Annotated in this window: 20 protein-coding genes; 12 read left to right on the top strand and 8 right to left on the bottom strand. The window is 44.3% G+C overall.

From position 1 onward, the window contains the following. Positions 1–297: 297 nt before the first annotated feature. The 3 genes from ispB (at position 298) to psiE (ending at position 2,502) form a co-directional block, all read left to right on the top strand. Entirely contained in the window at positions 298–1,269 is a 972-nt protein-coding gene (gene ispB / locus ACO59Y_RS07485) for an octaprenyl diphosphate synthase (protein WP_486132028.1), read from the top strand. Position 1,270: 1 nt separating this feature from the next. Beyond that, positions 1,271–1,996, top strand: a complete 726-nt coding sequence (locus ACO59Y_RS07480; RefSeq protein ID WP_486132023.1) for an epoxyqueuosine reductase QueH — start codon at positions 1,271–1,273, stop codon at positions 1,994–1,996. A gap of 89 nt (positions 1,997–2,085) precedes the next feature. Next, entirely contained in the window at positions 2,086–2,502 is a 417-nt protein-coding gene (psiE, locus tag ACO59Y_RS07475) for a phosphate-starvation-inducible protein PsiE (RefSeq protein WP_373603301.1), read from the top strand. Positions 2,503–2,598: 96 nt separating this feature from the next. On the opposite strand, the gene ACO59Y_RS07470 is transcribed toward psiE, so the two are convergent. From ACO59Y_RS07470 to mog, 3 genes are read right to left on the bottom strand one after another with little or no spacing between them, the layout of a single operon-like run. Next, a complete protein-coding gene (locus ACO59Y_RS07470) occupies positions 2,599–3,645 on the bottom strand; it encodes an AI-2E family transporter (protein ID WP_486132021.1) in 1,047 nt (348 codons plus the stop codon). After that, positions 3,645–3,983, bottom strand: a complete 339-nt coding sequence (gene glnB / locus ACO59Y_RS07465) for a nitrogen regulatory protein P-II (protein ID WP_486132019.1) — start codon at positions 3,981–3,983, stop codon at positions 3,645–3,647. The genes ACO59Y_RS07470 and glnB overlap by 1 nt, the downstream gene beginning before the upstream one ends. A gap of 3 nt (positions 3,984–3,986) precedes the next feature. Further along, positions 3,987–4,580: a molybdopterin adenylyltransferase gene (gene mog, locus ACO59Y_RS07460; RefSeq protein WP_486132017.1), complete on the bottom strand. Its 594-nt coding sequence runs from the start codon at positions 4,578–4,580 to the stop codon at positions 3,987–3,989. A gap of 176 nt (positions 4,581–4,756) precedes the next feature. Between mog and ACO59Y_RS07455 the strand changes: the two genes are divergently transcribed. From ACO59Y_RS07455 to ACO59Y_RS07440, 4 genes are all read left to right on the top strand, one after another. Continuing rightward, positions 4,757–5,251, top strand: coding sequence for a hypothetical protein (locus ACO59Y_RS07455; protein WP_486132015.1), 495 nt, complete (start codon positions 4,757–4,759; stop codon positions 5,249–5,251). A 10-nt stretch (positions 5,252–5,261) separates the two neighbouring features. Further along, complete coding sequence (locus tag ACO59Y_RS07450) at positions 5,262–5,696, top strand: hypothetical protein (RefSeq protein ID WP_486132013.1); 435 nt, start codon at positions 5,262–5,264, stop codon at positions 5,694–5,696. Positions 5,697–5,844: 148 nt separating this feature from the next. Further along, positions 5,845–6,018, top strand: a complete 174-nt coding sequence (locus tag ACO59Y_RS07445) for a hypothetical protein (protein ID WP_486132011.1) — start codon at positions 5,845–5,847, stop codon at positions 6,016–6,018. Beyond that, complete coding sequence (locus ACO59Y_RS07440) at positions 6,011–6,295, top strand: type II toxin-antitoxin system RelE/ParE family toxin (RefSeq protein WP_486132009.1); 285 nt, start codon at positions 6,011–6,013, stop codon at positions 6,293–6,295. Before ACO59Y_RS07445 ends, ACO59Y_RS07440 begins: the two co-directional genes overlap by 8 nt. Before the next feature lie 24 nt (positions 6,296–6,319). On the opposite strand, the gene ACO59Y_RS07435 is transcribed toward ACO59Y_RS07440, so the two are convergent. The 5 genes from ACO59Y_RS07435 to fabZ form a co-directional block, all read right to left on the bottom strand. Continuing rightward, positions 6,320–8,176 (bottom strand): SLC13 family permease, encoded by a 1,857-nt coding sequence (locus tag ACO59Y_RS07435; RefSeq protein ID WP_486132007.1) that lies wholly within the window; start codon positions 8,174–8,176, stop codon positions 6,320–6,322. Positions 8,177–8,185: 9 nt separating this feature from the next. After that, complete coding sequence (gene rnhB, locus ACO59Y_RS07430) at positions 8,186–8,779, bottom strand: ribonuclease HII (protein WP_486132005.1); 594 nt, start codon at positions 8,777–8,779, stop codon at positions 8,186–8,188. Further along, the gene (gene lpxB / locus ACO59Y_RS07425) at positions 8,772–9,944 is read right to left on the bottom strand and encodes a lipid-A-disaccharide synthase (RefSeq protein ID WP_486132003.1); all 1,173 of its coding nucleotides are present in this window, start codon (positions 9,942–9,944) and stop codon (positions 8,772–8,774) included. The genes rnhB and lpxB overlap by 8 nt, the downstream gene beginning before the upstream one ends. A gap of 163 nt (positions 9,945–10,107) precedes the next feature. Next, complete coding sequence (lpxA, locus tag ACO59Y_RS07420) at positions 10,108–10,896, bottom strand: acyl-ACP--UDP-N-acetylglucosamine O-acyltransferase (RefSeq protein ID WP_486132001.1); 789 nt, start codon at positions 10,894–10,896, stop codon at positions 10,108–10,110. A gap of 13 nt (positions 10,897–10,909) precedes the next feature. Continuing rightward, positions 10,910–11,356, bottom strand: a complete 447-nt coding sequence (fabZ, locus tag ACO59Y_RS07415; protein ID WP_373603309.1) for a 3-hydroxyacyl-ACP dehydratase FabZ — start codon at positions 11,354–11,356, stop codon at positions 10,910–10,912. A gap of 293 nt (positions 11,357–11,649) precedes the next feature. Here fabZ and ACO59Y_RS07410 point away from each other — a divergent pair, with 293 nt between their 5' ends. Genes ACO59Y_RS07410 through ACO59Y_RS07390 form a run of 5 tightly spaced genes read left to right on the top strand, consistent with a single transcriptional unit; the run spans position 11,650 to position 14,840 of the window. Further along, positions 11,650–11,922, top strand: coding sequence for a PIN domain-containing protein (locus ACO59Y_RS07410; protein WP_486131999.1), 273 nt, complete (start codon positions 11,650–11,652; stop codon positions 11,920–11,922). A gap of 8 nt (positions 11,923–11,930) precedes the next feature. Then, positions 11,931–12,350: a DUF2251 domain-containing protein gene (locus ACO59Y_RS07405; RefSeq protein ID WP_486131997.1), complete on the top strand. Its 420-nt coding sequence runs from the start codon at positions 11,931–11,933 to the stop codon at positions 12,348–12,350. Further along, entirely contained in the window at positions 12,351–13,055 is a 705-nt protein-coding gene (locus ACO59Y_RS07400) for an HAD-IA family hydrolase (RefSeq protein ID WP_486131995.1), read from the top strand. Next, complete coding sequence (locus tag ACO59Y_RS07395) at positions 13,052–13,657, top strand: hypothetical protein (RefSeq protein WP_486131993.1); 606 nt, start codon at positions 13,052–13,054, stop codon at positions 13,655–13,657. The genes ACO59Y_RS07400 and ACO59Y_RS07395 overlap by 4 nt, the downstream gene beginning before the upstream one ends. A gap of 1 nt (position 13,658) precedes the next feature. Beyond that, complete coding sequence (locus ACO59Y_RS07390; protein WP_486131991.1) at positions 13,659–14,840, top strand: glutathionylspermidine synthase family protein; 1,182 nt, start codon at positions 13,659–13,661, stop codon at positions 14,838–14,840. The last annotated feature ends 7 nt before the right edge of the window (positions 14,841–14,847 follow it).

The raw sequence follows: 14,847 nt of genomic DNA, 5'->3' as shown, positions 1-14,847 counted from the left end.
GTTTACCGCCACTTTGGAAAACTGCGTACATAAATACTCCGCTATAATTGTGCTCTAATGTTGTTTCATTTCGCACATAAAATTCATACAAATAGGGCGCAAATTCTACGGAAAATTTTAGGGGATAGCAAGAATTTATTTGCGGGAAAATAAAAAAATTCGCAAATTCGGCAGTTTGATTTCAGAAAGCCTGAAAAATCAGGTAAAATCCACCGTACTTTACTTTTTTCGTTTCACTAAGGCCTGATTTTATTGGTTTTAATCAGTCGAATTAACAAAATGAATACAACAAACTTAATGGATATGCAAGCAATCCAGGCGTTAAGCCATGCGGATATGCAAAAAGTCAATGAATCAATTTTAGCCCAGCTGAATTCTGATGTGGCATTAATTAATCAGCTGGGTTTTTATATTGTACAAGGCGGTGGCAAGCGTATTCGTCCGCTAATTGCCGTGTTGGCGGCAAGAGCGTTGGGGTTTGCAGGGCAACAAGCCATTACCTGTGCGACTTTTGTAGAATTTATTCACACCGCTTCTTTATTACATGATGATGTGGTCGATGAATCCGATATGCGTCGCGGGCGTGCTACGGCAAATGCAGAATTTGGTAATGCAGCAAGCGTATTAGTTGGCGACTTTATTTATACGCGCGCCTTTCAGTTGGTCGCACAGTTAGAATCCCTGAAAATTTTACGCATTATGGCGGATGCCACCAACGTACTGGCGGAAGGTGAAGTGCAGCAATTAATGAACGTCAATGATCCGCAAACCAGCGAAGAAAATTACATGCGGGTGATTTACAGCAAAACCGCCCGTTTATTTGAAGTTGCCGGACAAGCGGCGGCGATTATTGCCGGCGCGACAGAAGCCCAAGAGAAAGCACTACAAGATTATGGTCGTTATCTCGGCACCGCATTCCAACTGGTGGATGATGTGTTGGACTACAGTGCCAACGCTAAAGCGCTCGGGAAAAATGTCGGTGACGATTTAGCCGAAGGTAAACCAACACTTCCTTTATTGCACGCCATGCGCCATGGCAACCCGCAACAAGCGGCATTGATTCGCGAAGCCATTGAACAAGGCGGGAAACGTGAAGCTATCGATGAAGTGTTAGCCATTATGGCGGAGCACAAATCCTTAGATTACGCCATGGATCGCGCCAAACAGGAAGCGCAAAAAGCCGTGGATGCGATTCAACTTTTGCCGGAAAGCGAGTATAAAAACGCGTTGATTTCTTTAGCCTATTTATCGGTAGATAGAAGTTATTAAGATGACAGAACAACAATCTCAAAGTGCGGTCGGTTTTCAACATAAAACACGTAAACAAAAACCACGCAAAGATCCGAATGCGCCGTTTATTCGTGAAAAACTGGAATTGCCTGAAGGGCACAATAAACTGCTTTTGCATTCCTGCTGCGCCCCTTGCTCGGGCGAAGTGATGGAAGCGATTTTGGCGTCCGGTATTGAATTCACTATTTATTTTTATAATCCGAATATCCATCCGCTTAAAGAATATTTAATCCGCAAAGAAGAAAATATTCGCTTTGCGCAAAAATTCGGTATTCCGTTTATCGATGCCGACTATGATCGCCAAGAATGGTTTGATCGTGCCAAAGGTATGGAATGGGAGCCGGAGCGCGGCATTCGTTGCACCATGTGTTTCGATATGCGTTTTGAAAAAGCCGCCGAATACGCCCATGAGCATGGTTTTCCGGTGTTCACCAGTTGCCTTGGCATTTCCCGCTGGAAAGACATGGCGCAAATTAACGGTTGCGGTCATCGCGCAGCGGAAAAATATGATGACGTGATTTACTGGGACTACAACTGGCGCAAAGAAGGCGGGTCGCAACGCATGATTGAAATCAGCAAACGCGAACGTTTTTATCAACAGGAATATTGCGGCTGTGTGTATTCCCTACGCGACAGCAATAAATGGCGTGAACAAACGGGCCGCCAAAAAATCGAAATCGGTAAATTGTATTATTCGCCGGATTAAAAAAAACCACAAAAACGGATCTTACTTTACCCAAATACCGATGACGTTTTATCGGTATTTTTTATTAAACATAGACTTAAGGAAACAAAATGGAAGAAAATCAATTAGAAAAATTACCTAAAATCGTGATCGGTATATTGAAGGTCGTATTGAGCACCGCATTGATTGCCCTTGCCGTCGTGCTCGTCATTGCTTTAGCCAAAATCACCTATTCTCTCGCCTTAATGGTAATAAATCCCTCCTCAGTTGTGCCTTATGCCGTAGCGGAAGAAGCTGTAATGTTTTTTCTGTACTTCGGTTTTATCGGGCTTATCGTGCAATATTTTAAAAGCGGCTATCACTTTCCGCTGCGCTATTTCATCTACGCAGGGATTACCGCCATGTTGCGCTTAATCATTGTTAACCATGAAAGCGCGAGCGAAACGATCCTGTTTGCCGGCGCGATTTTGATTATGGTGATTGCGCTCTGTTTAATTTTGTATTCAGATAAGTTAAGAAATATTTAACGACCAAAAAGTAATATGCAGTGAAACGTCCCCTAAAAATAGGGAATAGTCGCATTTAGCCCGGTTTCAGTACATCTTTTCATTTTTAATACGTGTTTACTTACCATCCTCCACATCGCCCAACAATGCCGCATATTTCACCGTGTGTGAACCGGATTCCAGGGCGATTTTAAGCACCATGGTAAGCGGTACAGAAAGCAGCATCCCCACAGTACCGAGCAACCATCCCCAGAAAAGTAGAGATAAGAAGACGACTAAAGTGGAAAGCCCGAGGCGTTGACCCATCATTTTCGGTTCGAGAATATTGCCGATCACCATATTAACCCCGATTACGCCGACCGCTACACTGAAACCGATGCCGAAACCGTTGAGCAATAACGCCTGTACGATAATCGGAATAGCGGCAATGACGGATCCGATGTTCGGAATGTAATTCAGTAAGAAACTTAAGGTCGCCCATAAAATCGCGTATTGCACACCGCAAGTTTCAAGCAAAATAAAAATGCTGATGCCGGTAAGCAAACTGGTAATACTTTTAATGCCAAGATAACCAATCACACCTTGCAACACGCGGTCAATATGGCGTTCTTTAGTCGCCGCATCATTTGGATTAGAACTCATTACGCAGGCAAATTTGCGTTTCATGGTCGGCGCTTCGGCAAGCATAAAAACCACCACTAAAATAAGCACAAACGTATTACTCACCACACCGGAGAAATTCAGTAATAAACTGCTGACAAAATTCATAATCACGCTCGGATCAAAATTATCTTGAACGGTTTCGCGCGAAAGCTGAATCGGGACATTGAACCGTTGAATCAGAGCCATCACATCATTAATTCGCTCCGATAGCAAAGTTTTATATTGCGGAATAGATTGGCTAAACTCGCGTACGCTACTGTTAATCAAGCCAACCAAAAAGAAGAAAATCAACGAAATCAACACAAACAGCAGCAACATGGCCAACCAATGCGGTACCCGTCGTGCCGTCATTGATTTAATTATTGGTGAACAAATGATTGCGATAAACAGCGCCAGCAAAAACGGTACGACAATTTCTGCCGCCAGTTTAATACCGGCGAGAATAATGATCACTGCGGCAATGCTAAGCAAAGCACGGTGCAAATTGAGATGATTTCCCACTAAATAGCTTCCTCGTTTTCTTCACCGGTGCGAATGCGAATTACGCGCTCTACATCATATACAAAAATTTTGCCGTCACCGATTTTGCCGGTTTGACAAGTTTCTATTATGGTTTCGAGGCATTGTTCCAGCAATTCGTCCGGCACCACGATTTCCATTTTAACTTTCGGTAAAAAATCCACCATATATTCCGCCCCGCGATACAGTTCCGTATGGCCTTTTTGACGTCCGAAACCACGCACTTCGGTTACCGTCATACCGCTGATACCAATGTCGGAAAGATTTTCGCGTACATCATCCAATTTAAAAGGGCGAATCATTGCTTCGATTTTTTTCATTTTTTACTTCTCCGACATTTCACGGCGAGCCGATTTCGGGCGGAAACTTTCGATAATGTCCGCACGAGTGTCAATATACAAGCCATTAATCAGTTGCAGACAATAGGGCACCGCACTGAAAATGCCTTTTACCAAAACTTTACCATGCTCATCTTTCACGCCTTCCAACGTCTCCTTAATGGCTTTCGGCTGTCCCGGTAGATTTAGAATTAAGCTATTTTTACGAATCACCCCTACTTGGCGCGATAAAATCGCTGTCGGTACGAAATGCAAACTTACTTGGCGCATTTGCTCGCCGAAGCCCGGCATTTCGCGATCGGCAACGGCAAGCGTCGCATCAGGCGTCACATCGCGTTTTGCCGGCCCGGTTCCGCCCGTGGTAAGAACAAGATGACAATCCTGTACATCCACTAATTCTTTTAATGTTTGTTCGATAATCGGTTGTTCGTCGGGAATTAAACGGGTTTCCAGTTCAAAAGGCTCCGCCAGCGCTTGTTCTAGCCAAGCCTGTAATTCCGGGATACCTTGATCTTGATACACACCGCTTGATGCGCGATCTGACACAGAAACTAAGCCAATTTTTAAAAGTGCGGTCATAATTTTCCTTGTTTTTGTTGGATAAGTTTGGGGTATTTTACCTGCGGCATCAGCTTTTGCCAAAAGGCAATATCGACACACAGCATAAAATTGAACAAATTTTACAAAAATATTGTACAAAAAAAAAACAACGTATAATCAAGCGGAATTTTGATTAATATTATTGGGGAGAAAAAATGACTTCAAAATCAAATAAATATGCTGTTTGGATAGATATTACAGCCACGATTTTCTGTGTGCTGTTATTTGCTTATTCATTACCTTCCACAATGGAAGGTCTGGTAATGCCAATAACTAAAGCATCTATTCCTATTCTTCCCAAGTGTTTAACCCCATCAAAGCAATCTATTGATTTTTATACCCCAATTGTAATTATTGTACTTTGTGTTTTTATTGCTATATCTCAGAGATATTTGAATGAAAAATGGGCAGAAAGGACTAATATTGGACTCGCTACAGCTATTGCATCCATATTATTGTTCCTTTTCTACTTCAACTATGTTTCAGATTTCGAAAATAATATCGCACCACGTTTATGCCTCTCAGACACTAATTGGCAATCATACTTATATGCCGGTATTGCATCAATTACGCCGGCTGGGGGAGCGTTTTTTAAAATAACCGATACTGTCAATAAATTTAAAACTGTATATTCAAACAACAATCAATAGGAGAAACCTTATGTATAAAAAAGTAATTGCATTAGCTGCATTAATGGCATTGAGTTCTTTTGCCCAAGCTGAAACTATGCAAGAATTTGAGCAAGCTAGAGTTGGGGCTGAAAATATTTATACTCTCATTAGTCGTGATCCATCAGCTACTTCAGAATCAAAAAAACTAGCAAATGATCTTCGTGAAAGTTTAGGGCACGACCAATCAATAATTGCCACTATTTATTCTTTTGGCGGAAAAAAATTCCAAAAAGAGCTCCCTTCTCTAGCTAAAAAATTAAAAATATCTGATTTAAGTAAAGTAAAACAAGACATAAGCAAAAGCGTTTTATATGCTAAAATGTCCTGCGAAAAGGGCAATGAAGCGGGATGTGCTATACTCAAAGGAGTACAAAAGGGTTGTGATAACGGCAATAAAGATCTATGTGAATTCTTAAATCAATAACTATAAACCAAGACAGATTATCTTTCATAATCTGTCTTATTTTTTTAAAACGGAAACAATACAACAACCATTTTGTACACGAATACCACCGTTGATTTTGTTCATCACTCGGTTTATAGTGGGCGCGTAATAGCACAGGAGAATGATTATGCTCAAAGAAAAAGGCTATGATGAATTTTTAGCGGAAAAAATTCGTCGTGCCGATGAAGATATTAAAGCCGGTCGAGTATTAACGCTCGAAGAATCTAAACGACAAGCACTTGCCAAACTTGAACACAAAGCACAGGAATTTGCCGAAATAGATAACCGCGCTTATGCATAAGATTATCGTTACCGAAGAAGCACAAAATGACATCAATCATATTGTGGAAAATGTTGCTGAATTTACTTACTCTTTTACAAGCGGGCTGAAACTCTACGAAGATCTCTATGCCAAGATCGACATGATCGCATTTATGCCTGAAGGGGTTGGAAGAATGCGCGATGATAGTATGCGAGAAGCATTTTGTCGTGGTTATCGTATTGTTTACGCCATCATCGGCAATGAAGTACAAATTAAAACTGTTATCCATAGCCGACGACTTTATCCACGTCCATAGTAAGCGCGCATTTTTTAATTATAATCAAAACGGAAACAATACCGGCACTAAAAACACCGTCACCACCATGACTATCAACGTAAACGGCACGCCGATTTTTAAGAAATCGCTAAATTTGTAACCACCGGGGCCGACCACCATGGTGTTCACCGGCGAGGAAACCGGAGTCATAAAGGCGGCAGAAGCGGCGATAGCCACCACCATGGCAAACGGAATCGGCGAAACCTGCAATTGCTGCGCTAAGGAAATGGCAATCGGCGCGACCAAAATCGCCGTGGCCGTGTTGGAAATAAATAAACCCACCACGGCGCAGAAAATAAACAGCATCATTAACACCAAGTACAGCCCCAAATCGCCCACCAATTGTAACATCGCTTGCACGGCCAATTGAATCCCGCCGGTTTTCTGCAACGCAATGGCAAAAGGCATCATACCGATAATTAAAATCAAGCTCGGCCAATGAATTGAATCGTAAGCACTTTTCGCGTCAATACAGCGGAAATAGCCCAGTAGCAAGCAACCGATCAGCGCGGCAATCACATTTGGCACCGCATTCGAGACCATTAACAGCACCATAATGAATACCGAAAATAAGGCTTGTGGCGCTTGACTTCGCGCGGGCACTACGCGCTCCATTTCTTTCGGATAACTCAATACTACGAAATCTTTGGTGCGACTGCGCATCTGTTGAATAAATTTCCAATCGCCCACCACCAAAATGAGATCGCCCAATTTATAAGGTGTGCCGCTGAAACTGTCAGAAATCAACTCGCCGTCGCGCTTAATGCCCACCACATTTAAGCCGTAACGGGAACGAAATTCCACTTCCTGCGTAGTTTTACCGATAATGCCGGAACCCGGCACCAAAGTAAGTTCGGCCATGCCGATAGATTTGGCGTGCTCATTAAAAGATTGTGATTTAATTTCCGCCGGTTCTAAATTATGGCTTTGACAAAACTCGCTTAAATCAAAGGTTTGTTGACCGATGTCGATCATCAAAATGTCTTTTTCGTGAATTTCCGAGGTGCCAAGCGGCATCGTGTAAACCGGGCGGAAATGCTTCCAACGTTCAATCGCTAACACGTTTAATCCGTAACTGGAGCGCAAATGCAGTTCATTGAGATTTTTGCCGATAAACGGCGAACCGGTACGTACCACAAAGCGTTTAGTACGATCGCGCAAACCGTATTCATCAATCAATTCCGCCATGGAACGCTGATTATTATCTTGATTTTCTGCCGCACCATTGGCACCGAGCCAGCGTCGAATCAGCAGCATATAACCGATACCGAGCGACAAAATTACCAACCCGATCGGGGTAAAATCGAAAAAACGCAAACGCGTACCGGTATCTTTGATTAGCTCCGCATTCACCACTAAGTTCGGTGCAGTGGCGATTAAAGTCATCATCCCACTGATTAACCCCGCGACAGAAAGCGGCATCATTAGGCGTTTTGGCGAAAGGTTCATTTGGCGACAAATCATTAATACCACCGGAATAAAAATCGCCACCACGCCGGTAGAACTCATAAATGCCCCTAAACCTGCAACCGCTAACATTAATAAAATCAAAACCTTAGTTTCGCTATTGCCGGAAAGTTTCAAAATACCTTCGCTTACTTGATAAGCCACGCCGGTGCGCACCAAGCCTTCGCCCACGATAAATAATAAGGCGATCAAAATAATATTCGGATCGCTAAATCCGGCGAAAATTTCATTAATGGTTAAAATGCCGCTTAAATAAAACGCCAACATTACAAGTAACGCAACAACATCCATCCGCACTTTGTTACGAACAAAAAGTAAAACCGCAACGGCGAGTAAAATCAGCGTCCAAAACAAAGGACTGATCCAAAGCGCGTTCGTGAAAATGGTCTGCATAACTGCTCCTTAACGATTTTCCAATACCTTACGAACCGGCGCGAAACTGCGACGATGTTGCGGCAAAGGTCCTAATGCAGTGAGCTTTTCGAGGTGTAATTTCGTCGGATACCCTTTATGTTGAGCAAAGGCGTACTCGGGATACTGTCGATCCAGCTCTTCCATTTCTTGATCGCGCGCTACTTTGGCTAAAATCGATGCAGCGCTAATTTCCGCCACCAGACTGTCGCCTTTCACCACTGCTTGCGCCGGAATATCGAGATCGTTCGGAATTTTATTGCCGTCCAACAACACAAAGTGCGGACGAATCCGCAACGCTTCAACCGCACGAGTCATGGCCAGCAAGGAAGCTTGCAAAATATTGAGTTTGTCGATTTCTTCCGCTTCAGCGCGCCCGAGTGCCCACGCCAAGGCCTTTTGTTTGATTTCTGCGGCAAGCGCGAGGCGTTTTTTCTCTGACAATTTTTTGGAATCCGCCAAACCTTCAATTGGGTTATTCGGGTCAAGGATCACCGCAGCTGTCACTACCGCACCAACCAACGGCCCGCGCCCCACTTCGTCCACGCCGGCGATAAGTCGGTAATCTTTAGGATAATCAAACATTTTTTGTGCCTTCCAATAAATCAATGACCGCTTGCGCAGCTTGCTGATCGGCACCGCATTGAATCAGTCGGTGCAAGTCGGTGAAGCGCTGAATTAAAACTCGGCGATGTTCAAGTGCAGCTTCCTCTGTGGAAAAATATACCGCCAGTTTTTCTGCTAACAAGGCCGGGTCACATTCCTCTTGAATCATTTCCGGCACAAGCATTTCATCAGCAAGCAAATTCGGTAGAGAAATATATTTACTTTTCACCAAACGTTTAGCCAAACAATAAGTGAGCGCTTTCATTTTGTAGCCCACTACCATCGGCGATTTACATAGCATCGCTTCAAGCGCCGCGGTGCCGGAAGCAAGTAAAGCCGCATCGGCGGCAATCAGCACTTGGCGCGCATTGCCGTCAATGACGTGCATCGCTAAATTCGGTGCGACTTGCGCTTTAATTGCTTCAAATTGCGCGCGCCGTTTTTCATTCACCAATGGCACAAGAAATTGCAAATCAGGGAAGCGTTGTTTCAGCAACAACGCGGTTTGTAGGAAAGGCTCGGTTAAAAACGCCACTTCCGAGCCGCGGCTCCCCACCAAAATCGCCAAATAACGTTTATTCGCGTCAAGATTTAGACGTTGACAGGCTTCAATGCGGTTCGGTTTTAGCGGAACGGCGTCTGCCATGGTATGACCGACAAAGCGGCAAGGCACGTTAAATTTATCGTAAAACGCTTTTTCAAAAGGCAAAAACGCCAATACTTGATGAGTTGCCTTGGCGATTTTATGAATACGATTCTGGCGCCATGCCCACACGGACGGACTGACATAATGAATGGTTTTGATGCCATTAGCCTTTAATTTGAGTTCCACTCCCAAATTAAAATCCGGCGCATCAATGCCGATATATACATCCGGCTTTTCGCGTAACATGGTTTGAATCACATTGTTACGGATTTTCAGCAGGCGCGGCAAATGTTTAAGAATTTCCGCCAACCCCATCACCGAAAGTTCTTCCATATCCACCAAACTTTCGCAACCTTCCGCAAGCATACGCGGGCCGGCGATACCGATAAAACGCGCCTGCGGATAATGAATTTTGAGCTGACGAATCAAGCCTGCGCCGAGAATATCACCGGACACTTCGCCGGCAACCAACGCAATGGTCGGATTTTTTTTATTCATTGAATTTATCCTAAAAAAACAACCGCACTTTGAGCGTCAAAGAGCGGTTGAGCGGTTTATTGTCGTTTCTCCGGCCACCGTTTCGCCGGAAAGGTGATGTTGAAAGCGGCGGGACGGGGCTTCAATGCGGTGCTATTTGATGACTTCGTTACGCACCCTTAATTTAACGGATAATTCCGCGCGTAGAACGTTTGAAGAAATCGGTAAAGAAACTAATGGCTGAATCGGTTTCGGCAATTTGCTCAATTTCCGGCAAGACTTCTTCGAGAGTTTTGCCGCTGCGGTAAATCATTTTGTACACGTTACGGATAGCATGCATAGTCGGTTTATCAAAACCGCGGCGTTTTAAGCCCTCCAAGTTCACACCAAACGGACGCGCGTGGTTACCTTGCGCCATTACGTAAGGTGGCACATCTTGACTTACCATCGAACCGCCGCCAAGCATTACATGCGCACCCACGACGACGAATTGGTGAATCGCCGACATACCGCCGACAATTACGAAATCATCAAGTTCTACGTGTCCGGCCAAGGTCGCGTTATTAGCAAGGATGCAGTTATTTTTGATTTGGCAATCATGTGCTACATGAACGTTAATCATCAGCAAATTGTTGTTGCCGATATAGGTTACGCCGCCGCCTTGTATGGTACCGCGGTGAATAGTGACGTGTTCGCGAATTTTATTGTGGTTACCAATAACGGTTTTAGTGGCCTCGCCTTGATATTTTAAATCTTGGTTCACTTCTCCGATGCTGGCGAATTGATAAATTTCGTTATCTTCGCCGATTAACGTATCGCCACGTACCACAACGTGCGATTTCAGCACGGTGCGTGCTTTAATTTCAACGCTGCCTTCAACGATGCAGAAAGGGCCGATAATCACGTTTTCGCCAATAACCGCGCCTTCTTCAACGAGAGCGGTCGGATGGATTTTTGCACTTGGGTGGATCATAGCTGCCTCTTAATTAGCGACGTGCACACATTAATTTTGCTTCACAAGCGACTTCGCCATTAACCGTCGCGATGCCGGTAAAAGCGGTAATGCCTCGGCGTTCTTTAATCACTTGAACATTGAGTTCCATTTGATCACCGGGTAACACCGGACGTTTGAAGCGAGCTTCGTCAATGCCGGCAAAATAGAATAGCTCGCCGCCTTTGATTTCATGGGTTTTGAACGCCAAAATTCCCATAGATTGGGCAAGCGCTTCTAAAATTAACACACCGGGTAAAATCGGCTCGCCCGGAAAGTGACCGGTAAAGCAAGGCTCGTTCACACTGATATTTTTAATCGCTTTTAGCCACTCGCCTTCTTTGTAATCCAACACGCGATCTACCAACAAAAATGGATAGCGGTGCGGCAATAACGTCATAATTTCTTTTGCTTCGATCACTTTTGATTGCTGTTCTGACACGGTAATACCCTTAAAATATTTGTACAAATAGAAAAAAAAGACTTGCGGATTATACGATACTTATGGCTAAAAACAAAACACACCGCAAAATACACGCCCCAAAAACTTGGACAGAAAATTAAAGCTAAGTTAAATATTAAACATGCTTAAATTGTTAATCTGGGGTTTAATGAACGACTCATTTTTTGCAAAGCAAGTATGATTTTTTATCCAAATTTCACTTGATTACATTAAACCAAAAAAATTAAACTAACTTTAAACTTAATAATGAACTGTATTTTAGCCTGGCGAGTTTGTGGGAAATTGCTATAAAATCCGGCCAAAAAGAGCCTAATTTTGAGATTAATGTAGAAAAGCTCGAACAGGGACTTCTTTTGGTAGGTTGCCGTCAGCTCCCCATTGGATTGCCCCATATTGTTAAATCGCCAAACTATCCTTTTATTTGTAAAAATCCCTTTGTTCGGCTCTTGTTGGCTCAAGCGGATATTGAAAACCTTTATTTCATGACAACCGACCGATTAATCGTTGAATACGCCAAACCGTTCATCTTAAACGCTAAAAAATAGGAATACGTATGTTACATTTAACCCTTGAGGACGAACTCTTTCTCGGTACACCAAAACAAGTCGGAACGCATTCCACCGTGCACGATCATCTCGCGGTAATGTTTGAAGATGACGGGGAAACCGGCTATTTTTACGCGCTTGATATGCGCCAAAACGAACAGCCGATTGCGGACATGTTGCACGTGTACAACGTAGATTCCGCATCAAACCACCATGAAGCGCGTAAACTCGAAATTTGTTGGGACGCAAGCGGTTATCTGGCATTGCTTTTAATTAACGGTTATCCGCATGCGGTATTTGATTTTGCCCGTCTTGTCGGTTATAACGGCAGCAAGTATCCGCAGCCGGATTTAATGAGTATGTGGAGACACGAAGAAATCACCAACGACAAAGCCAGCCAATGGCTTAATGTACCAACTATCAAATAAATGAAATTTTATCGCAACCTCCAGCCCTTCAAAGTAATCAGCTTCGATTTGGACGACACCCTTTACGATAACCAAGACGTTATTCGCACCGCAGTAGCGCGTTTTGTGCAATTTACACAAACACTGACTCAATGCCCGACCTTTGAACAAGAATGGCCGACTTGGAAAGCGCGTATCGCCCGACAAGATCCGATTTTAAGCGAAGATGTCACCCGGTGGCGTAAAGAAGCGTTACGCCAATTTTTGATCGCACAAGGAAAAAATTCGGCAGAAATCGACCGTGCATTAACTCTCGCCATTAATGAATTTCTCCATTGGCGTCATCAAATTGATTTACCGAGCGACACGCCAAACGTATTGAACGAATTAAAAACGCGCTACCGATTAAGCGTCATCACCAACGGTAACGTAGAACCGGCGCGTATTCATTTATCTCAGTTTGAGTTGGTTTTACGTGGCGGTGAACACGGTAGAGCCAAACCGCATAAAGATTTGTTTCGCCAAACTGCCCGTTATTTCAAGGTAAAACCGCAAGAAATTTTACACGTGGGCGATAATTTAACCACCGACGTACAAGGCGCGATTCAAGCGGGTTGCCAAGCGGTATGGGTAAATTTATCAGATAACTCCCTTGCCGATTTTACCGAAGCGACCGTCTTACCGACTTTAGAAATCCATCACTTAAGCGAGCTAACTAAACTATGAAAAAACAAAATCAAATTCTCGTCACCCTTTCCATCGTCGCCCTGCTCGGCGGCTGTTCGGAAGAAGAAGTCCAACGCGACGTTTACCATTCCCTTGAAGACTGCCTTGCAGATTGGCAAAAAATCGAGCTTTGTGAAGCAGATAAAAATAGCCAAAACGCGCCGGCGACACAAATGAATACCGACCAACAAGCAACCCAACAAACCGGCAACGCTCTTTCTTCGGGTTTAGGCTTACGCAGCGCCGACAGTGACGCCAATGCGGTGCCAAATGCACAGTCCGGCAGCGAAACGAATGCTTCAACAACCGGCTCTAGCCAAGCCACCGGCAGCGAAGGCGCTTCACTAGGTTCAGCGATTGCCGGTGGTGTAATGGGCTATATGGCGGCACGAGCTATTAGCAATTTCTTAGGCCCGAGCTATCATCCGAGCAACCGTGCGGTTTCCACCCCAAGCGGTCAGGTGATTCAACCGCAAACCAATCGTTCCGTCGGCAAACCAATGTTGGTAAAAGGCAATGCCGGTAGCATGAACAGCAAACCCGTTTCGCGCGGCGGTTTCACTAGTCCGAGCAATTCCAACCGACAAAGTAGCGGAGGTTAATATGAAACGGGTTACCGGTTTTCCGACGCGCCCCGATATGGTGCAACAATTGCTTGATGTCGGCTTTGATTATTACAACCTGCCTTCAAGCGACGGCTCGCATTATTGGTCGGACAATGTCGCCTATGAATTTACCTTGGCTGAAATCGACCGCATTGAAGACGCCACCAACGAACTACATGCGATGTGTTTGGATTTTGTCGCCGATGAAATCAAACAAGGCGACTACGCTTATTATCGTTTCACCGATTTGCAAAAGCAGTTGATTGAAGACGCGTGGCATAAACAAGCGCCCTATTTATACGGGCGTTTTGATTTCGGCTACGACGGCGAAAACTTGAAAATGTTCGAATACAATGCCGATACACCGACTTCATTGCTGGAAGCAGCGATAGTGCAATGGCAATGGTTGGAACAAATCGAGGGGTTACAATATCGCGACCAATTCAACTGGATCCACGAAGAATTGCTCAAACATTTCACCTTTCTAAAACAACAAAGCGGCAAAAACGATTTCTATTTCAGTGCCATGCAAGAAGCGGGACGCGAAGATTGGGGCAATTTAGATTATCTTGCCGATGTGGCTTATAACGCGAGTTGGAATATTCATCAACTTGCCGTAGAAGACATTGGTTACAACAAAGAAAATCAAGAATTTGTCGATTTGAACGATGCACCGATTGATATGTTATTCAAGCTCTACCCGCTCGAATGGCTCAGCGGCGCGGAATTTGCACGACATATTCCGAACGCGCATACAAGTTTTATTGAACCCGCTTGGAAAATGTTATTAAGCAACAAAGCCTTGCTCGCTAAGTTGTGGCAACGCTATCCTAACCACCCGAATTTATTGCCGGCATATTTTAATAAATTCGATATCACCGATAGAAAAGCCATTTGGGTAAAAAAACCGTTGCTTGGCCGCGAAGGCGCCAACGTGTTCTACTACGAAAAAAGCAACGGCGTGGAATTCGCCGCTAAAGGCAGCGAACACTCTGCTTTCTACGACACGTCCGGTTACATTTACCAACAAAAGTTCGAGCTCCCGAATTTTGATGGCATGTATCCGGTAATCGGTTCCTGGGTCATCGGTGATGTGGCTTGCGGCATGGGCCTACGCGAAGATTTCACCGCTGTCACCGGCAATGACAGTCATTTCGTACCACATTATTTTGTGCCGTAAGGATAAT

This window comes from Rodentibacter sp. (genome assembly GCF_057314195.1).
The sequence above is the reverse complement of the archived record's forward strand: the minus strand, read 5'-3'. Positions and strand labels throughout refer to the sequence as shown.